The sequence below is a fragment of the Brevibacillus sp. MER 51 genome (assembly GCF_023714195.1).
GTDB lineage: Bacteria > Bacillota > Bacilli > Brevibacillales > Brevibacillaceae > Brevibacillus.
The window spans coordinates 116,964-137,198 of the sequence record NZ_JAMAUS010000005.1 but is presented as its reverse complement, the minus strand read 5'-3'; the positions used below and the strand labels follow the sequence as shown (position 1 = coordinate 137,198).

16 protein-coding genes are annotated in these 20,235 nt (G+C 48.4%); 14 read left to right on the top strand and 2 right to left on the bottom strand.

Going from position 1 to position 20,235, the window contains the following annotated elements; translation table 11 throughout:
- The first annotated feature begins 93 nt into the window (after positions 1 to 93).
- The 3 genes from M3630_RS12760 to M3630_RS12750 all read left to right on the top strand — a co-directional run bounded on the left by M3630_RS12760 (position 94) and on the right by M3630_RS12750 (position 6,573).
- Positions 94 to 3,366 carry a DEAD/DEAH box helicase gene (locus M3630_RS12760; RefSeq protein ID WP_251252351.1) on the top strand — a complete coding sequence of 1,091 codons (3,273 nt, stop codon included), beginning with the start codon at positions 94 to 96 and terminating at the stop codon, positions 3,364 to 3,366.
- 183 nt (positions 3,367 to 3,549) lie between these two features.
- On the top strand, positions 3,550 to 5,391 hold the full coding sequence (locus tag M3630_RS12755) for a CotS family spore coat protein (protein ID WP_251252350.1): 1,842 nt from the start codon (positions 3,550 to 3,552) through the stop codon (positions 5,389 to 5,391).
- 33 nt (positions 5,392 to 5,424) lie between these two features.
- Positions 5,425 to 6,573 (top strand): glycosyltransferase family 4 protein, encoded by a 1,149-nt coding sequence (locus M3630_RS12750; RefSeq protein ID WP_251252349.1) that lies wholly within the window; start codon positions 5,425 to 5,427, stop codon positions 6,571 to 6,573.
- 245 nt (positions 6,574 to 6,818) lie between these two features.
- Here the strand turns inward: M3630_RS12750 and M3630_RS12745 are convergent, their stop codons facing one another.
- Positions 6,819 to 7,397, bottom strand: coding sequence for a hypothetical protein (locus M3630_RS12745; RefSeq protein WP_251252348.1), 579 nt, complete (start codon positions 7,395 to 7,397; stop codon positions 6,819 to 6,821).
- Positions 7,398 to 7,573: 176 nt separating this feature from the next.
- Between M3630_RS12745 and M3630_RS12740 the strand changes: the two genes are divergently transcribed.
- From M3630_RS12740 to M3630_RS12720, 5 genes are read left to right on the top strand one after another with little or no spacing between them, the layout of a single operon-like run.
- Positions 7,574 to 8,611, top strand: a complete 1,038-nt coding sequence (locus M3630_RS12740) for a DUF7847 domain-containing protein (protein WP_251252347.1) — start codon at positions 7,574 to 7,576, stop codon at positions 8,609 to 8,611.
- Positions 8,604 to 9,230 (top strand): DUF4129 domain-containing protein, encoded by a 627-nt coding sequence (locus M3630_RS12735; protein WP_221868401.1) that lies wholly within the window; start codon positions 8,604 to 8,606, stop codon positions 9,228 to 9,230. Before M3630_RS12740 ends, M3630_RS12735 begins: the two co-directional genes overlap by 8 nt.
- Positions 9,223 to 10,347, top strand: a complete 1,125-nt coding sequence (locus M3630_RS12730; RefSeq protein WP_251252346.1) for a DUF4350 domain-containing protein — start codon at positions 9,223 to 9,225, stop codon at positions 10,345 to 10,347. The genes M3630_RS12735 and M3630_RS12730 overlap by 8 nt, the downstream gene beginning before the upstream one ends.
- Before the next feature lie 8 nt (positions 10,348 to 10,355).
- On the top strand, positions 10,356 to 11,276 hold the full coding sequence (locus M3630_RS12725; RefSeq protein ID WP_232773294.1) for an AAA family ATPase: 921 nt from the start codon (positions 10,356 to 10,358) through the stop codon (positions 11,274 to 11,276).
- On the top strand, positions 11,227 to 12,597 hold the full coding sequence (locus tag M3630_RS12720; protein WP_251252345.1) for a DUF58 domain-containing protein: 1,371 nt from the start codon (positions 11,227 to 11,229) through the stop codon (positions 12,595 to 12,597). Before M3630_RS12725 ends, M3630_RS12720 begins: the two co-directional genes overlap by 50 nt.
- On the opposite strand, the gene M3630_RS12715 is transcribed toward M3630_RS12720, so the two are convergent.
- Positions 12,564 to 13,544, bottom strand: a complete 981-nt coding sequence (locus M3630_RS12715; RefSeq protein ID WP_173608094.1) for a stage II sporulation protein M — start codon at positions 13,542 to 13,544, stop codon at positions 12,564 to 12,566. The two genes, M3630_RS12720 and M3630_RS12715, sit on opposite strands and share 34 nt — an antisense overlap.
- A gap of 78 nt (positions 13,545 to 13,622) precedes the next feature.
- Here M3630_RS12715 and M3630_RS12710 point away from each other — a divergent pair, with 78 nt between their 5' ends.
- The 6 genes from M3630_RS12710 (at position 13,623) to M3630_RS12685 (ending at position 20,176) form a co-directional block, all read left to right on the top strand.
- Positions 13,623 to 14,447: an RDD family protein gene (locus tag M3630_RS12710; RefSeq protein WP_251252344.1), complete on the top strand. Its 825-nt coding sequence runs from the start codon at positions 13,623 to 13,625 to the stop codon at positions 14,445 to 14,447.
- A 138-nt stretch (positions 14,448 to 14,585) separates the two neighbouring features.
- Positions 14,586 to 15,092 (top strand): coiled-coil domain-containing protein, encoded by a 507-nt coding sequence (locus M3630_RS12705; protein WP_173608092.1) that lies wholly within the window; start codon positions 14,586 to 14,588, stop codon positions 15,090 to 15,092.
- Positions 15,073 to 16,152 (top strand): phosphodiester glycosidase family protein, encoded by a 1,080-nt coding sequence (locus M3630_RS12700; protein ID WP_251252343.1) that lies wholly within the window; start codon positions 15,073 to 15,075, stop codon positions 16,150 to 16,152. Before M3630_RS12705 ends, M3630_RS12700 begins: the two co-directional genes overlap by 20 nt.
- Positions 16,153 to 16,320: 168 nt before the next feature.
- Positions 16,321 to 18,354, top strand: coding sequence for a gamma-glutamyltransferase (gene ggt / locus M3630_RS12695; protein WP_251252342.1), 2,034 nt, complete (start codon positions 16,321 to 16,323; stop codon positions 18,352 to 18,354).
- A gap of 27 nt (positions 18,355 to 18,381) precedes the next feature.
- On the top strand, positions 18,382 to 19,263 hold the full coding sequence (locus tag M3630_RS12690) for an NAD-dependent epimerase/dehydratase family protein (protein WP_251252341.1): 882 nt from the start codon (positions 18,382 to 18,384) through the stop codon (positions 19,261 to 19,263).
- Between the two features lie 91 nt (positions 19,264 to 19,354).
- The gene (locus M3630_RS12685; RefSeq protein WP_251252340.1) at positions 19,355 to 20,176 is read left to right on the top strand and encodes a M15 family metallopeptidase; all 822 of its coding nucleotides are present in this window, start codon (positions 19,355 to 19,357) and stop codon (positions 20,174 to 20,176) included.
- Positions 20,177 to 20,235: the final 59 nt, after the last annotated feature.

The following is a 20,235-nucleotide window of genomic DNA, read 5'->3' as shown; positions in this document are numbered from 1 at the left end:
ATAAGTGTGGGAAAAGATACGCTTTCATGCGTATCTTTTTTCAGTTGCATTCTGTAATATTAAACATATTTCAAGATGAGGATGGAACAGAAAATGAGCTTTCAAGTGAGCCATCAAACGATAAAAGAATGGTGCGGTCGCCTTTCTTATGAAAAAGGAAAGACTTTTTACCGTTCTGGGAACGTGCTTGTGGAGCATTTTCAACAAGAGCCTGCCTGGATCAAAACGACAGTGAACGCAGGCAAAAATAATTATCAGGTCACCATTGAACTGGACGAGTCCGGAATAGCAGCCGTGTGCAGTTGTCCTACTTTAGCATCGTACGATCACTACTGCCAGCACATTGCAGCTTCGTTGCTAACGATGCGTGATCTCCAAGTAGACGAGCATCCTGGCAGCTATTCCACTTCCGTTACAACGAGACAAGCAGGCATGGCAACACAGGCTGATTCCCAACTGACAGAGGGACTGTTCGGCTTGTTCGTGGACCGACCAATTCGGACAAGCCATAATCGCGTGTTGCTGGATTCCCGAACAACGCTTGCCTTGGAAATCATATGTAAAATCGTACCGTATGGCTTTCGCAAGAGTATGATCGGAATTGAGCTGAAGCTAGGGCCAAAGAGGTTGTACATCGTAAAGGACATTCGCGCGTTTTTGGAACGGGTGGATAAGCAGCAAGTGTATCGATTCTCTAACCAATTTACTTATGACCCGAATTTGCATCGCTTTTTGCCAGAGCATGAAGCCATCCTCCGCGAACTCCTGCAAATTTATCGCACGGAAAAAATATATCGAGAGACAGCCAGCTACCAGTATCAGGAACAGAAGCATGTGGGTGGGGAACGGGTTCTTCTGGTTCCACCATTTACGTGGGAGCGATTATTTGCTTTGCTACTTACAGCACCGTCTGTACACATCCAGCATCATGACCAAGTGTATCCAACATTTGTCTGTATAGATGAACCGCCGCCACTCCACTTCGAATTTGACCAGACAAAAACCGATCAATATCAGCTGGAAGTCCAAGGATTCAAGCAAATCACTGTCTTGGAAGCTTACGGATTGTTGCTCGTGGATGGCAAATGGCACAAACTGCCAAAGGAACAATGCCACAGTTTGGCTGAGTTGAAGCACTTGTTAGCATCTCATAGCAGTGAGCGGATTCACATTCCCCCAGAAAAAATCGAGCCATTCATGGTGCAAATTGTTCCGGCCTTGATGAAACTGGGCAACGTACAAATTGCAAAGGCCGTCTCCGAACGAGTCGTGCAATTCCAGTTAAAGGCCAAGCTGTATTTGGACAGGGTAAGAGACCGGCTGCTGGCGGGGCTTGAGTTTCAATATGGCGATATCATCATCAATCCGCTGGAAGTCTATGAAGGCGGAGGGCAACGTGGCAGTGAGCTGATTCTGATGCGTGACGGGGAGAAGGAGCGGCAGATTTTAGAGCTGATGGAGGAAAGTACCTTTACCCGCACAGAAGGAGGCTATTTTCTGGATGACGAAGAAGCTGAGTACGACTTTCTTTACCACACCGTCCCTAAGCTGGAAAAGCTGTTAAGGGTATACGCGACCACTTCCGTGAAAATCAGGATTCAGCCTCTCCACCTACCACCAAAAGTAAAAGTGGATGTCGATGAGCGAACCAATTGGCTGGATTTTCGTTTTGATATGGATGGCATACCCGAGTCTGAAATCCGAAGTGTTATCCAATCGGTAGAAGAAAAGCGCAGATATCATCGGCTGTCGAATGGAGCACTTTTGCCGCTGGAGACAAAAGAATTTGAGCAAATCAATCGTTTTTTGGACGAGATGGGCATGCAATATGCTGAGCAAATGGGGAGTGGTTTTCAACTGCCTGCATTTCGCGGGCTGCGTTTGCTTGATATCCCCATGCAGGGACAGCCTGTTCAGCTAGGCAAATTGTTGCGCCAGTTTTTGGAGAATATGCGTAACCCAGATAATCTTGATTTTCCCGTACCCCAATCTTTGCAAGGGACACTTCGCGATTATCAGAAATATGGCTATCAATGGATGAAAACACTGGCACACTACGGCTTTGGGGGAATTCTCGCAGACGATATGGGTCTGGGGAAGACTTTGCAAAGTATTACTTTTCTGCTCTCTGTTCTGCCCGAAATCCGAGAACAGAGGCTCCCGGCGATTATCGTGGCTCCTGCCTCTCTTTTATACAACTGGCACAATGAAATCAAAAAGTTCGCGCCAAATATCCGTAGCGTTATTGTGGATGGCACGAAGGAAGAGCGGAATCAAATCGTGAATGAGCTGTCAGAAATCGATGTGCTCATTACTTCGTATCCGCTCTTGCGTCGAGATACTGCCCAATTCGAGGAGCATTCCTTCCACACCTTGATCTTGGATGAAGCGCAGACCTTCAAAAACTATGTGACTCAAACAGCCCAGACAGTCAAACGGATAAAAGCCAAGCATCGCTTTGCGCTTACGGGAACACCTGTGGAAAACAGGGTAGAGGAGCTGTGGTCCATCTACGATGTTGTTTTCCCGGAGCTTTTTCCGGCACGAAAGGAATTTCTCGACTTGTCGCGAGATACGATTGCGAAGCGGACGCGTCCGTTTTTATTGCGCAGGCTCAAGACGGAGGTACTGAAGGAATTACCAGCCAAAATTGAAACACTGCAAAGCGCGAGACTGTTGCCAGAGCAGAAAAAGCTGTATGTCGCCTATTTGGCGCAGCTCCAACAGGAAACAGTGAAGCACCTGTACAATAAAGGCTTTCAAAAAAATCGGATCAAAATTCTCGCAGGCTTGACGAGACTTCGCCAAATATGTTGTCATCCTGCGTTGTTCGTCAAAGAGTATGACGGAGGGTCAGCCAAGCTCGAACAGCTATTCGAGATCATCGGTGAATGCAAAAACGCAGGGAAGCGCGTTTTGCTCTTTTCTCAATTTACAGAGATGCTGGGAATAATCGGACGCGAGCTGGGGTATCATGGTATCCCGTTTTTCTATCTGGATGGACAGACACCAGTAGCAGAGAGACTAGATTTGTGTAACCGATTTAACGAGGGAGAGCGGGATTTGTTTCTCATGTCTCTGAAAGCTGGTGGAACAGGATTGAATGTGACAGGCGCTGACACCGTAATCTTGTATGATCTGTGGTGGAATCCCGCCGTCGAACAACAGGCGGCGGATCGTGCCCATCGTATCGGGCAAAAGAACGTCGTCCAAGTGATCAGGCTTGTTGCAGAGGGAACGGTCGAAGAGAAGATGTACGAGCTGCAACAAAAAAAGAAAAACTTGATTGAAGAAATCATTACACCGGGACAAGAGGCAATCTCTTCTTTAACCGAGCAGGAAATACGTGAATTACTGATGATTTAACATGAACAGCTTGACTGTCGCAACCATGCGAGGAGTCAAGCTGTTTTTTTGCGAGACTTTATCTCTGTGCGAATAACGAATTGGCAGACTCCCAATGATATTTGTCCGGTTCGAGAAAAGGACATAGCGAATAGCTTATGGAGAAGGACGAAGGCATCACCACAGAAGTGTGGGGGGAATGGAATGGAACAATATGTGATTAAGCCATGGGATACCCGAGAAGGGAATGCGGAAACGCCGGCTAACTGGGATATGACAGTGCCACCGGAAGTAGATGCGATCGCAGAACAAGTGATCAAGGAGTATGACATGTCGGTAAAGAGTCGTACACTCATTACTTCCAAGCCAGACAAAGGCGGGGCTATTTGGCGCATCGAAACAGATAAAGGTCCGCGCAGCCTAAAGGTACTGCACCGTACGCCTGAACGGAGTCTCTATAGTGTGGCTTTCCAAGAATACGTTGTCAAACAGGGGGCAAGGGTACCAGCACTGATTCCTGCCCGAAATGGAAGTCTTTATGTGGAAAAAGGCGGGAAACTATGGATTGTTACCGATTGGATTGCTTTGCAACCGGCAACAAAAGTAGATTTGGTAGGCGCGCAAGAGCTCTGCTACGGCCTTGGTGAATTCCATCGGCATTCGAAAGGCTATGTTCCGCCCGCAGGAGCCAAAAATTCTTCCCGTTTATATCGTTGGCCCAATCATTATCAAAAGATTGCCAAAAAAATCGGGTGGATGCGGGAAGTAGCAAAAGCCTACAGTGAAACACCAGCAAGTAAATCCATTTTGGCCGTCGTCGATCACTATGAACAGCAAGCATGGGCAGCCTTAGAGAAATTAAAAGCATCTGCCTATCCGAAAATGATCAAAATGGGAGAGGCTCACTGGGGATTGGTGCACCAAGATTATGGCTGGTCAAATGGTCAAAATGGTCCGGGAGGGCTTTGGGTCATCGACCTGGATGGCGTGTCGTATGATTTGCCGTTTCGGGATTTGCGCAAGCTCATCACCAGTACGATGGATGATATGGGCGTCTGGGATGTTACCTGGATGCGCGGCATGATCGAAGCCTATCATAAGGCAAACCCGCTGGATCGCGAATCGTTTGAGGTGCTCTTGAATGATATGGCAGTGCCAAACGAATTTTATAAGCACCTCAAAGAGATGTTTTATGATCCCGAAATTTTTCTGTCTACGGAAGCGGAAGGCATTCTGCAGCGAGTTTTGACGGGGGATAAGACGAAAGATGCGGCATTGGCAGAGCTCGCAAAAGACATCAGCAAATACGAACCGGGCAACTATGACCAAATAACGGAAGTGGTGGAACCGCAACGGTTAGCATCCGGTATCAAGGAATTCATACCTGTTGCGGCATCCACTCCAACAACAGAGTCTTTGGTCGAGGAACCGAAAGACAAAAAGTCTACTAAGCTCAAGGTGTCTAAGGATAAAGAGTCCAAGGTCAAGGTATCCAAGGAAAAAGTGTCTAAGGTGAAGGAATCCAAAGACAAAGAGTCCAAAGTCAAGGAGGCTGCAAGCGATAAAGTAGCCACTTCACTTCCGACTTCCCGGAAGACGCCAGTAACACGGGAAGAAAGCCAGCAAAAAGGGGCAGAGGCAGAACAAAGTAGCACTACCCGCAGAACTCGAATTGCATTTTCGGGAAATGTTCCTTTTACGCCATCAGCGCCATTCGTTGCAAGTGAACCACAAAAACTCGTTCGTCGAAACAAAAAGCGGGGCATGATCTCCGCTGTGTCAAAAAACAGCAGCAAAAAGTCGAGTAAGCTTCAAAGTAAAGTAAAGGTCCCTATCAATGTAAAGGCCAAATCACCACAAGCAAAACCTGCAAGTCAAGCAGAGAAAAACAAAAAAGGAACTGTGTGGACATCTAAACAGCAGTCCCGTACCGTCACTTCCAACAAGAACAAGAAGGTTGCCAAGGCGGCGAAACTAAGCCGTAAACTCATCAACAATCAGTTGAAGAAGCAACGTCCAAATTCAAAGAAGACGAGAGGCAACTAATGTAAGAAGTCGGAACGGGAAAGGAGAATACGGATGAAAGTTATCATGGTCTGTACAGAAAAATTGCCAGTCCCTCCTATACGAGGGGGAGCGATTCAGACTTATATTGCAGGGATTGCAGATATTCTAGGGAGGCATCACGAACTGACTATCCTGGGAACGTCGGATCCCACGCTACCAAAGGATGAAAAAGTTCACAATGCGCGTTATGTGCGAGTAGATGGTCAAGGTGTGTTCGAGATTTATGCACGCGAAGTAGCCGCTTTTCTGAGTGCGAACACCTATGATGTCATCCATATTTTTAACCGACCGCGGATGGTTCCCATCATTCGTGAAGTATGCCCGAACGCACGTATTATTCTAAGTATGCACAATGATATGTTTGATCCGGTAAAAATAGGGCAGGCAGAAGCTGCTAGAGCGGTTGCTGAAACAGAACGGATCATCACCATCAGTGATTATGTCGGCCGGGTCATTGCCTCGTTGTATCCCGAAGCCGCAAACAAGCTTCGTACGATTTATTCCGGTGTAAACCTGGATACATTCGTTCCGGTAGAAGGATCCAAAACGGCGCAAAAGATTCGTCAGGAACTTCGGGCTACCCACAATCTGGGCAACAAACAAGTGATCTTGTTTGTTGGGCGATTGACGCCGAAAAAAGGGGCCGATATTCTGGTTCGTGCGATGAATGAACTCCGCTCCTACCATTCCAACATTGCTCTCGTTTTGGTTGGAGGGTCCTGGTACGGTGAAAATAAAATCAGTGACTATGCAGCATATGTACGCTCATTAGCGAATCGTTCACCTGTTCCGGTTATTACAACGGGTTTTGTTCCGGCAGATCAGATTCACCACTGGTTCTGGGCGGGGGACATTTTTGTCTGTCCTTCGCAATGGGAGGAACCACTGGCTCGTGTCCATTATGAAGCGATGGCTGCCGGTCTGCCTTTTGTCACGACAAAACGGGGTGGAAATGCTGAGGTGATCATCGGAGGCAATGGACTGTTGGTCGAGCAGCCGGAGGACCCTCAAGCGTTTGCTGTACAGCTAAAACAACTATTGTCCAGCCGCGACCTCCAACGACAAATGGGGAGAAGTGGACGCCAGCTTGCCGAACAAAGATTTACATGGGATCGGGTCGCAAGAGATGTGCTAGACGTATGGAATAACAGGGGTATGTAAAACCAAAAAGTGAATGCTAGCGGCCCACTTCCCTAAAGTGAGATCGGAGAAGTGGGCGTTTATTCATATCTTCGAGACGAAAGAATCATGCAATGTCTTGCGCCAGAGTGGACAGGCCCGTTGAACAAAAGGGCTTGTCCCACATGCGTATTGTACGAAATGGGGTAAGATGAGGGGGAATCTACTACGCACAGACTCCCCCTCATCTTTAGTCCCTCCTAAAGCCTCGCAGAATATCAGCTTGTTCAATTGGGTTGTACATTTGGAATAATCGCGACGATGTGGGTGATAGGAATAAGAATAGAGGCTCCGTTGGTACGTGAGGAGGGTAAGGTCTGTAATTCAATGATTCCTTCGTCCACTCTCAGAAGCTTGCCGACTCGATAAGATCGACCCCCAGGCCCCCAATCCGTCGTAAGTAAGACCTCCACAAGTTGATCGTTTCTCATGCATTTGCCAAGTTCCTGACGAAGCCCTTCTATACATGCTTGGTCCGCTGATTCTTCCCTCTCGACATCTACCGTCACTAACGGTGCCGGGATGACGATTGGCTTCGGAGCTTCTACTTGTACATAAGGTGCCTCTACTTGTACAACAGGCGGTTCTACTTGTACAACGGGAGCATCTACATGCACAACAGGCGCTTCTACTTGAGGGGTGGGGGTGGTCACATTCACTTGAGGTGCGCGAACGTGGATACGCACAAAACGACGTAACTGCTTGAGCAGACTATTGGATTTACGTTTGGTAGATCGCTTCTTGCAGCGGCAGCGGGCTTGCTTTGCTTTTAGCTGCTTCTTTCGCAATGCTTTCAAAGGCAACACCCTCCTAACTATGCATGCAATATCATATTCAACAGGGTGGCGACCGCATTGGACTAACACCTGATTTGACAAAATCAGGCAGGAAAACATTAGCAAAATTAGATGATTTTTTTAAAAAAACAGGAAAATCGTGTATACTTATCAGGTACTCTCAAAAAGAAAGATGGAGGTTTCTCATGAATCGTACGCCGATTGCCCCCATGGGAGTGGGGAAGCTGTTGGACAAGAGCTTTTCAGTGTATCGCCAGCATTTTGGAGCATTCTTTTTGTTGGCTTTAATTTGGTTCGGTCCATTATTACTCCTGCAGCAACTGCTTCTGGTTGACCTTACCAGAGTGCCTTTGCTCGCACAAGATACAGAAGGTATGGACTTTGCAGAATCGTTAGGCGCAAGATTTGCCGGACAAGAAGAATTTATGACACAAAGCTTGCCTATGTTGCTCATATTCATATTCCTTGTCGGACCGATTCTTATGATCATCGCCTATCCGCAAATGATTTCCGGTTCGATTTTACTGACGAAGGCTGCTCTCGAGGGAGAGACCTTGAGCTTAAAAGATGCCTTGAAGGGGGCACTTCGCCGATTTTGGCCGCTCGCGGGCAGTACTTTCCTATATGGAGTAATCGCATTTGCAGTGTCGACAGCATTTGTCATCGTATATGGATTGATTTTCGTTATGATCGCCTTCGCTGGTGGAATGACATTGGAAACTATGTTTGATCCGTCAGATGAAGGCAGTATTGTGCTTATGATCGTTCTGGTTTTGTTTGGCTATTTATTCTTAATTGCCGGGATGATGCTCGTACCGGGCTTTTTCTTAATTCGTTGGGGTTTTTATATGCCGCTCGTTCTGTTCGAACGCGATGGTATCGGAATCGGTGAGAGCTGGAATTTGACAAAAGGAAACTTTTGGCGTTTATTCGGTATTTTTGTTGTTTTGAGTGTGATTTACTCGATGTTCTCTAGCGGCATACAATTAGTACTCACGGGCGTCTTAGGCACATCTATTCTGGCGCAAATGATTCTGGTTGCACTTACCTGCCTCTTGAGTCCTTGGATGGCCATTGTTTACGCCTTGGCTTACTTTGATCTTCGTGTGAGAAAAGACGGGACAGATTTACAAGAGCTCGTAAGCCGTCAGCTTGCCACATCTGCACCAGTAGAACCAGCAGCTCCTACCCCTGCACAAGAGCCGGGAGTTACACATGATTAGCACGAGTCCTTGGGTAGATGACAAGGAGCATTTACAAGAGATTCTAGCCAGAGACGAGTTTAATTTGCCCCAAGGCAGTGGAGAGAACTGGATTCAAAGAGCCATGGAGTTTTTGATCGAGTTGATCGCCGATCTTTTTGAGTGGACCTATATTCCAACTGGTGCGGCAAATACCGTATCGACACTCGTGCTCATCCTGGCAGTACTGGGACTGGTCGGCATCATTTACTGGTTGTTCCGCAGGATGATTTGGGAACAGAAGAAGCATCGACCGCTGTTTATGGACGGTGAAAAAATACGTTCTCATGCAGATTATTTGCGTGATGCGAAGGAAAAAGCAGCGCGAGGAGAATGGCGGGAAGGAGAACGCTCGTTGTTTTTGGCGTTGTTGGTTTATTTGCAAATGAAGTCGTGGGTTCGTGTGGAGAAATGGAAAACGAATTGGGAATACGCAGAAGAAATTGAGGCAAATCAGCCGAGCTTACGCGATGTGTTCGGCAGTTTCGCACGAGAATTCGACGCTGTTTGGTACGGGCAGGCACTTGTTGATGAAGGGTCATTCTGGCAGCGTGTGAACGAACTGGAAGGCATCTGGCGCGAGGAGGGACAGCATGGATAGTTTGCGCACTTATCGCGTCGGAATCGTTGTGGCTACCTTGTTGCTCGTCATCGTGGGCTGGTTGATCGTCAAGCCTGCAGCTGAGCCTCTCCCACCGTACTTGGCTTCATCTGCACAGCCGAGTGGAATCAAGGCGGTGCTCGTACTACTGGAGGAAAAAGGCAAGCAGGTAAAGGAATGGCGTCAGCCGATGCGTTTTTTACCGACAGCAACCGGGCAGGCCATGCTCGTGGTAGAGCCGGAAAGGCTGATGCCAGAGGAACAGATAGATATTCTGGACTGGGTCAGTGAAGGCAATGACCTGATTCTCTTTCAGTCGAGACCAGAGTGGGAAGATCTTCCCTTTGATACGGAGTACATCCGGGGTAAAGAAAATCAGGAGCGGAACATTCAGGGACCTCTCGTTCAGGGCAGCTTCATGGGCAAAGCGGAGACCTCATTGAGATTTTTAGAAGAGGACGACATGGAGCCACTTCTCTACGACGATCAAGGGATACTTGGAGGAAGAACAGAAGTGGGAGATGGCAGTGTCACGTTTTTTCTCGTACCGGAATGGCTAACCAATCAAAAAATTGATCGACTGTCCCACTTTGAAGCGATCTGGCCGTATGTACAAGGGGATTGGTCAGTTCTTTGGGTAGATGAATACCATCACGGCTTGCAGGAAAAACCAGGTTTTTTGGCGATCTACCCGGGGTGGCTCATAGCCGCTTGCATCCAACTCGGTATCCTGCTTTTGCTGTATGTGTGGTGGAGAGGAAAACGATTCGGACCAGTCTATACGCTTAGGGAATGGACGGTGCGACGTGGTGATGAGACGTTGCTTGCCGTGTCTAGCTGGTATGAGCGAAGAGGGCTGGCAAAGGATGCGTTGCGACATCGAGAAACGTACATGCGACAGTTGTTGTACGATCGATGGGGAGTGCACCTGCGAGCTGATCGTTTGGAAATCGTGCGATATGCCAAAACAAGATGGACAAATCAAGAGGTAGAGAAATTCGCTCATCTGCTGGAACGACTGGAGCAGGCAAAAAACGAAGGGCGATACTCGCTGAAGAGCTTGCTTGCAGACAGTCTTTTGTTGGATGAGATTACGAAGCGTCTGGAGAAGGAGTGACAACTACCGTGGAGCAATTGTTGCAACAAATGGAAAAAGAGCTGGTTGGTCAAAGGCAAAATATTCGGTTGCTGCTAACCGCTTTGGTTGCCGGTGGACACGTTTTGCTAGAAGGTGTACCCGGTATCGGAAAGACGAAAATGGTAAAGACCTTGTCGGAGTTGATGGGGGGCGTGAGTAAGCGCGTCCAGTTTACGCCTGACATGATGCCATCGGACATAATTGGTCATGTGGTGTTCAATATGCAGCAGAACCAGTTTGAGACAATCAAAGGTCCTGTTTTCGCCAACTTGCTGCTGGCGGACGAGATCAACCGGACTCCCCCGAAAACCCAAGCGGCCCTTTTAGAAGCCATGGAGGAGGGGCAAGTGACGATTCATGGTGTCACCTATCCTTTGCCAGATCCGTTTTTTGTCGTCGCTACGCAAAATCCGGTGGAGTATGAAGGAACGTATGTATTGCCGGAGGCTCAGCTCGATCGCTTTTTGTTCAAGCTAACGATGTCGTATCCTTCCCATGAAAATGAAAAGCAAATTCTCGCCAAACATATTCCCAACAAGCGCAGCCACGAACGTAATCAAGAGCCGCTCTTTACATGGGAGGCAATTTTGGAGAAGCGACGCGAATTAGAAGAAGTGGTTGTGGATGATTCGATTCTGGAGTACATTACGACATTGATTCGCAACACACGCGAAACGAAACGATTGCTCTTAGGTGCCAGCTCTCGTGCTGGAATTGCCGTGTTGATGGCGAGCAAAGCCTGGGCGCTTTTGGACAATCGCAAGTTTGTGACGCCGGATGACGTGAAGATGGTGGCCCGCCCTGCATTGCGGCACCGACTCATTCTGTCACCGCAGGTAGAATTGGAGGGGGGTACCAGTGACCACATCATCGAAGAGACGCTGGCGGCTATTCCAGTTCCTCGCTGATTTTTTGGCAGACCGTTTTGTCTTGCCATCCAAGCGACTGCTCGTGGCAGTTTTGCTGGGCACGCCCATCGCGATCGTCGGATTCCTACTGGAAATTGGCTATTCGCTCTTCTTTTTGTACAACGGCTTGCTCCTGATTGCTAGCGTCCTGGATTGGGTTACTATCCCCAAACGTCGGGACTTGTCTATCCAAAGAATCTTGCCTGAGCAGACGGATATCGGACAATCGTTTTCGATCGGGCTTGAGCTTGCCAATAGAAGCGGACAATCCGTTTCCTTCGCCATCGTGGATGATCTTCCGCTGTCATTTGAAGAAGCAGGACCAGTCACGGGTGTGATGGAGCAACCCTTAACCAACATCAGTTTTGAAACAAGAGGAAAAGAGCGCGGAGAGTACGTGTTCCGCTGGCTTTACATGCGGTGGAATGGCAAGTTCGGCTTGTGGTATCGCCAAAGCCGCTTTGCGTGCGAACAAACGATCAAGGTATACCCCGACCTTTCAGCCGTTCGAGGCTATTTGGCTTCGTTGCAGGAGAGCTTGATCGTCGACGGGAAAAAAATCATGCGCAGGGCGAAAGCGGGTACGGAATTCCATGCGATCCGCGATTACGTGCCTGACGATGATCCTCGGATGATTAACTGGTCCGCTTCAGCACGCTCCCGACGTCTGATGACGAATCAATATCGACCAGAGCATGGCAAGGTAATAACCATTCTGATCGATTGTGGCAGGTTGATGGGGGTCGAGCTGGATAACCAGACAAGACTGGATCGATCACTGGAATCTGCGCTCACATTAGCGGCTGTGGCATTGCGTCAAGGAGATCAGGTGGCGTTACTAGCCTATTCGCATGAGATCAAGACGTACATACCTCCAGGCAGAGGGCTGCGCCACTTGCACACTCTGTTGGAGGCGACCTACAACCTGACGAGTGATTTTGTAGAGGCTGATCCGGCGAAGGCACTTGAATTTTTGAATCGCCAGCAGAAGAGAAGGAGCTTGATCGTTCTTTTTTCTGATATGGAAAACTACCTCGTCGAAGATCAGTTGAGCAATTATTTGTGGCGGATGCGCCGTTCGCATTTGCTCTTGCTGCTGTCTTTGGCAGATCCGCTGCTGCATGAATGGAGTCATATAGACACGAGCAACAGTAGCTTGGCGTTTACGAAGGCGGTAGCTCAACGGTTCCAGCTCGATCGCAGGGCGTTTCAACAAAAAATGATCGGCGCGGGTATCCAGGTACTGGACGTTCCGGCCGATCAATTAACGCTGACGGTTATCAATACTTACTTGGACATCAAATCAAGAGAAGCTTTGTGAGAATCCGGTCTGTATCCGAGCAAGTACCAGGCAATCAGCAAAAGCAATGTGCCAATAGCTACGATGTACTTGGCTTCGAGCGAGAGACTCGATGGAGTAATATAGCCCTCGATGATTCCCGCGATGAACAAAAGTGGAATGGTAGCCAACAGCAAATGCGCAGACTCTTTTGCCGCCTCCAAAAATTGATGTCTTCTTGCGTAGCGGCCGGGCACAAGCAGGCGGTAGCCCATGTGAAGACCTGCTCCGCCAGCAATGAAGATGGCAGTTAGCTCGATCACGCCGTGTGGCAAAATATAGGCCCAAAAAGCATAGCTGCTATCTGCCTGATAGTAGACGGCAGCCAAAGCTCCAACCAGAAGGCCATTGAATAAGAGAAGGTAGATGGGGACGATTCCAAACGTAATGCCACTGACAAAGGCCAGCATCGCGACTTTGATGTTGTTGGTCATAATCATCGTGGAGATGACCGGACTGTCTAGTGAGTCGTGCCCTTCTCCCAGCCTGGATGGATCGATCTGCTCTGCCATCCCTTGTGGCAATACATAATACAGGTTGAGTGGATCGACCATGACGGCGGCAAAGCCAGAAATACCACCGATGATGAAAAGAAGGGCTGCCACACCAATGAAGCCCATTCGCTTATGTACGAGACCCATCAAGTAGCTGCCAAAGAAATGCTTGAGCTGCTGCCAACTGCCTATTCGCTGCTTGTAAGCCAAATTATGTGCACGTAAGACGAGTTGGTTTAAGTAGAGGGTGATCTCGTCTGCAGGATGGTAGGAGCGTACATAGGCCAAATGAGCAGATGTTTTCTTATATAGTTGTGTCAGGCGATCAATATCGGTAGCACTGATGTGCCGAGGTTGTCGGGTAAAACGCTCCACTAATTGTTCCAGTTCGGCCCAAGAGGCTTTATGCTTGTGCCAAAACGAGGTAATATCCATGTATAATGCCTCCTTCATTAGCGCGTGTGTAATAAACTCGAAAAAACCTCAAAGTTTCGAGGGGGGAAGAAAACTATCATGAATGAACCGACATACGTCAGTGGGTCAAATCGAGAAGCGTCTGTCGTGACACCCGAGCATGTTATGCTGCGATTTCAGACGGCAGGTCTAGGCAGCCGCGCCACTGCGATGCTGATTGATACAGGAATCTTGCTCCTGGTTAATCTTACTGTATTTCTATTGTTTGGTATAGTTTTATTTGGAAATGAAGATGATCTTTTCCTGGATTCTGGCAACTATGCGTTGGCCATCGTCATCCTGGCTATCTTCGTGGTGAATTTTGGCTACTATTGGTTACTGGAAGCGTTCTGGGGTGGACAGACCGTTGGCAAAAGGCTGGTGGGAATCCGGGTCATCCATGATAATGGACAGCCTGCGACGTTTGTTTCCTCGACGATCCGGAATCTGTTTCGCATCATTGACGCAATGCCAACTGGTTATTTTCTGGGGGCGCTCGTCTGCTTTTTCCACCCCCGTGATAAGCGACTTGGCGATATGGTGGCGGGGACGATTGTCGTGATGGAGTCAGGACAGCGCTCGACTCTTTTTCAGAAAAAGAAAGACAAACAGCCAAACGGCTTTGATTTGAATCATGCGCTACTCGTGCTTGATGAGCGCCAAAAACAGGCGATTACCCGAGAGGACTGGCAGCTGCTTTCCTCCTTCATCAGCAGATTATCTTCTTTATCTCAAGCGAAAAAATATGAACTCGGGAATCAAATTGCCAGCATCATGCGCAAAAAATTAGAGCTTGTCGAAGAACAGAACGCCAAGGAAGACCCGATCCTGTTTTTGCAAAGACTGCACAATCAGCTGCAAAGCGAATTTCAGCTTCGAAAATAAAGTGAAGTACCGCCAAAAATGTTGGCGGTATTTTCTTTTCTGGATGTATTTTTCCATTATTCCGCAAAAGGCTGCTTCAAAATCTTTCTATGTTATAATGAAACCTCACTCTATGTCACAGAAAGGAGGAGGGAGCCGATGGACGACAAATACATGGGAGCGTCATCGACTTCGTCACCGACACTGCCACTTCCGGCAAACGGGAAGCAGAAAGGAAGACGCAGAAGAGGCAGTCTTTTTCAGGCATTGATTCCCTCCCAGACAGAAGGTAAGCGTCCTTTACTACCCATCGTTTTGGCCGTTCTGGTCTGGGTAGGACTTGCCTATGCTGGATATGCCTTTGCTGTTTATACGTTGGACAAGCAACAACAATTTGTGAACCAACGAATTGATCAAATTCAGGAAGACAATCAAAAGCAGATGAAGGCATTGGGAGATCAACTGACTCTGGTGCAGGAAGAAATGCAAAATGTCCAGAAGGGTTTGGGAAATCTGGAAGAAGATTTGGCTTTGACGGGTGAAACCATTGGTGGCACCAACAAGACAAAAGAAGCCCTGCAGGATCGGGTTGACCAGCTCAACAAACAGCTGGTTGATTTGAAAGCATCTCTGAAAAAATTGGAGGATGCTGCCCGTGCTTGGTAAGATAAACCGTTTCTTTCTCTTTCTGTTGGCGCCTGCTCTCGGTTTTTTGGTCGCTTTTGCGCTGGACAATCCAGTGGACAAGCTCCAGACAGAAGGCCTGAAGCTCTCTTCTGCCGTAGCGAAGAGCCAAGCAGATGAACTGGGGGAACGGCTCAACGACACCAAGGTGCAGCTTCGAAACGTGGAATTCGTCATCGAAGACATCCGGGATCGCTCGAAAAAGGAACAGAAGGAATACGAGCAACAAAACAAGAAGATCAGTAGCGCACTGGAAGCGAGCAAATCCCAGACACAAAAATCTGCGGATGTATTGGACACGATTTTGTCCAACATGCTTGGCAAGCCGATCGGTCAACACTTCGGGAAAGACTCGACCGTGAAAGTTTATTCCCTGCAAGAAGGCGGATACCGCGGTTATATGGCCAAAGTTCGCCTCAATGATCCGAAAGCGCTGAAAATGGTGCTGGCCAACAACTCTGTGAAAAGTAAAGGAGAGACGACGAGTCAAGCTGGTAAGCGTACAGGAGCCATTCTTGCGATCAATGCAGGCGGCTTTATGTCGGACAAGCAGGGCAATCTGACTCCATTAGGCATTACGGTTGTTGACGGCAAGATTCGAACCTTTTCCAATAATGCGAAGCTGAGCTTTGTCGGTTTCAACAACAAAGGTCATCTAGTCGGAACAAGCATCAAGACGCAGGCACAAATTACGCAACAAGGGATATTGCAGGGCGCGAGCTTCTTGCCGCGTCTCTTGCAGGACGGCAAGCGATTGCCTATTCCTCGCGAATGGGCGAATGCACGTCAACCGCGAACGCTGATCGGCCATTTCGACAACGGCGATTTGCTGCTGATTGTCATTGACGGAAGACGAGACGGCTGGAGTAATGGGGTTACGCTGGAGGAAGCGCAAAGAAAGCTGCAAGAGTGGCATGTCGTGGATGCGTATAATCTCGACGGCGGTGGCTCCAGTGCGTTTTATTACAATGGCAAGCTGTTGAACAAGCCTTCAGGCGGCAAAGAACGGCGCGTGGTGAGCAATTTGGTCATCATGCCATAAGCAAAAATCGCAACACTCTTCTGTGAAGACGACAAGTCTTGCTGCAGAAGAGTGTTTTTTTCTGTAGAGAAAAGTTTGCCTAGGCAACTGTCATTGTGGGTTGACCTTAAAAAATGCTGAAAATTATAATAATAGAAGAAGTTAACGAAATGGAATAGGAGGGATCGCATGAAAAAAGGGATGTTGGTTGCCCTCACGATTGTTTCCGTGCTTTCGTTTCCGCATTTTGCTGTGGGAAAAGTCCCAGGTGTGCCAGCGGGTGTGCAAGGAGCTACCAAAGGAATTGTCGCGGTCTCTCATCCAGCAGCGGCGCAGGTCGGTAGAGATATCCTGGCAAAGGGCGGCAATGCGATTGACGCTGCGGCTGGAATCCAATTTGCGCTGAATGTGGCCGAACCGTATATGTCCGGCATCGGCGGCGGTGGTTTTATGATGATTTATGTCAAGGATCAAAACAAAGTGACGGTAATAGATAGTCGAGAAGTGGCTCCTGCCAAGGTGACTCCCGATATGTTTTTACAGGCAGATGGTAAGCCGATCCCATTTGAGGAGAGACATATGAGCGGTCAGGCCGTAGGTGTCCCAGGTACATTGCTTGGCGTAGAGCAGGCGTTGAAATCGTATGGGACATGGGACTTGGAAAAAGTGATAGAACCGTCGATTGAATTAGCGGAAAAAGGAGTTCGCGTCAACTGGGTGTCCGCTCAATTTATTGCCAATTCCATGGAAAAGCTGAAAAAGCACGAGACGGCTGCACAGGTGTTTGCGCCAAACGGAGTTCCACTCAAAGAAGGCGAGATGCTGGTTCAGCCCCAATTGGCGAAAACGTTGAAGATCATCCGCGACAAAGGCGCAGATGCCTTGTATGAAGGGGAAATTGGCAAGGCTCTCGTTGAGGAAGTACAAAGAACGGGTGGCTCCATGACTCTCGATGATTTGCGGGCGTATCAAGTGAAGGAGCGTGAACCAATCCGCGGCATGTATCGCGGATATGAAGTGATTTCGATGGCACCACCCAGCTCTGGCGGCTTGACTCTCATTCAGATTTTGAAGCTGATGGAAGGCTACGATAACAAAAAGGACGGAATCGGGTCGGTAGCCTATTTGCATCATCTGATCGAAGCCAACCACCTCGCTTACGCAGATCGGGCGGCTTTTATGGCGGACGAGGATGTTTATCCAGTACCAAGAAAGGGGCTGATTGCGGACCAATACATCAAGGAACGGCGTCAGCTCATTCATGAAGAGACCGCGAATGCCGATATCGTTGCAGGCGATCCTTGGAAGTACGATCCCGGAAAAAAGCCAGAGGTGTCGATAAAACTGAGAGATCAATCTCCGGTCAAGCAGACTACGCATTTCTCTGTGATGGACAGATGGGGGAATATCGTGGCGTATACGACCACCATTGAAGATATTTTTGGCAGCGGTGTGATGGTTCCGGGATACGGCTTCATGCTCAATAACGAGCTGACAGATTTTGACGCGATTCCTGGCGGAGTCAATCAGGTCGAGCCCGGAAAGCGTCCGCGTTCCAGTATGACGCCAACCATGGTGCTAAAAGACGGAAAGCCTTTTTTAGCGATTGGCTCACCTGGTGGTTCCACTATTATCGCCTCTGTATCGCAGACGATTCTCAATGTGATCGATCATGGAATGGAAATTGAGGATGCGATCCGTGCGCCACGCATTTTTTCGAGCAGCTATCCGAATGTGACGTGGGAAGCGGGCATTGACCAAGATGTCATCCTGCAATTGATGGCAAAAGGTCACGTCTTTGCTGAGGAACCGACGAACATTGGCAACGTCCAAGCGATTGTGTACGATTTTGAAACAGGCAAAATGTACGGAGGTGCGGATAACACGCGCGAGGGCACTGTACTCGGGGTCGATGCCATCGCGTATACGGCTGCTCAGCCAATCCAGTCTCCAAAAGAAAAAGATGGCCCTTTTGATTTACAAGTAAACGGCCATGTTTACCCATACACAGCAGAGCAAAAAGTGATGATAGATGGAGTAGCGCATGTTCACGCCAAAAAGCTGCTGTTAGGGTTGGGACAAAAAGTGACGTCCTTCCAGTCTGATGTGGTCATGGTGAAGGGAATCCCTTACTTGCCTGTCAAAAAAGTTGGCGAGAAGCTGGGCTATACAGTCGTGTGGAAGGAAGGAGAGCGAACCATCGAGTTGAAAAGCAAAAAGTAGGCTGACCAAGGAAAGGATGTAGCAAAAATGAAGAAAGTACTTGTACTCGGCGGAACGCGATTTTTTGGAAAGCGATTGGTCCAGCTTCTCGTTGAAACGGGGGCAGACGTTACGGTTGCAACGAGGGGACTTACCCAAGTGGAGTTGCCTGCCGCTGTCACAAGAATAACGCTTGATCGCGATGACATCCACTCATTAATGGCTGCAGGGGAAGAGCAGTGGGACGTGGTGTACGATAATATCTGTTATTCCTCTCAAAATGCAATGGATGCGTGTAAGGTTTTTCGGGGGAAAGTGGGAAAGTACGTTTTGACCTCAACCTTGTCCGTCTACGATTATGCCGAGGAACCGCTACAGGAAGAAGCATTTGATCCATACACGTATGCAATCAACCGGAAAACGAGAGACGAGATAACTTATCAAGAGGGGAAGCGTCAAGCAGAAGCCGTCTTTTTTCAAGAAAAGGCCTTCCCTGTCGTAGCTGTTCGTTTTCCAATCGTACTGGCGGAAGACGATTACACACGGCGGCTATGGTTTCATATTGAGCATGTGCAAGAGGAGCGGCCGATTGGGATCACGAATCCCGCTACCCAGATGTGCTTTATCCATGCACAGGAAGCAGCTCAATTTTTGGCATGGGTGGCGACAGCGTCCATCACAGGGCCAGTGAATGCGTGCTCGGATGGGACTGTTTCGCTTGCTGAGCTGATGGAGACAATTGCGCAAACAGTCGGAAAACCTGTCCGAATCGAGAAAACGACAGATGCTTCTGATGCGTCTCCCTTTGGATTTGCAGCTTCCTTTTACATGAATAACGGTAAGGCTAAGGCAGCGGGCTTTCCATTTTGGTCGCTGGATGAATGGTTACCGGCGCTTATCCAAAGCCTAAACGAGGAATATACCTTTTGAAAAAGCGTGACCTATCTACCTTTTCTTTCGTAGTACTCCGTGGTAAGGTAGAGCAGACATATGTGTCTGTAAGGAACCAGGAGGATCGATCATGAACAAAAATCGCACCAGCAGCCTTGCGATCGTCGCAGCATTATCAGTAGCACTACTCAGTGGATGTGAACCTCCCTCATTAGGCGGATTGCTATCCAGTGAATCGAATGGACAGCCCGCAGCTGAGGGAACACAATCAACGACAGTTGAGCCAAATAAAGAGGAGACAGCACGTCCCCAACGGGCATCTCTTGCAGAGACGATAAAAGATGTGGATGGAGTGCCAACCGTTACGAATGCTACAGATCTCTCGGTTGTCGTAAATAAACAGCGGGCATTGCCTGGCGATTATATTCCACCGGATTTGGTAGAGCCGAATGTTCCATTTCCTTTTGATGAAAAAGTGGAGAAGCGATTGCTGAGAGCAGAAGCCGCACAAGCATTAGAAGAACTGTTTGCCAAAGCCAAGACAGAAGGCATTGAACTGTATGCCGTTTCTGGCTACCGCTCGTATAAGACCCAAAAATCGCTGTACGAAACGTATGTAAGGACGCAAGGTGCTGAACATGCCGCTGCTTACAGTGCGGTACCTGGAAAGAGCGAGCATCAGACTGGCTTGGCTATGGATGTGTCCGGATCTGATGCAAGTACACGCTTGGAAGAATCATTTGCTGAGACACCTGAAGGAATATGGCTGGCAGCCAACTGTGCAGACTATGGGTTTGTTATTCGTTATTTGAAAGGCAAGGAAGATACGACTGGATATGCGTATGAGCCTTGGCATTTGCGTTATGTAGGGAAGGAAATGGCGAAAGAAATTATGGCAAGTGGCCTTACTTTGGAGGATTATTTTTCGGAAGCGACCATTGCCCACAAATAACGCCATCGAAAACGAAAAGAGCCGCCCCGATAAGGAGCGGCTTTTTGCTGCCTGAATAA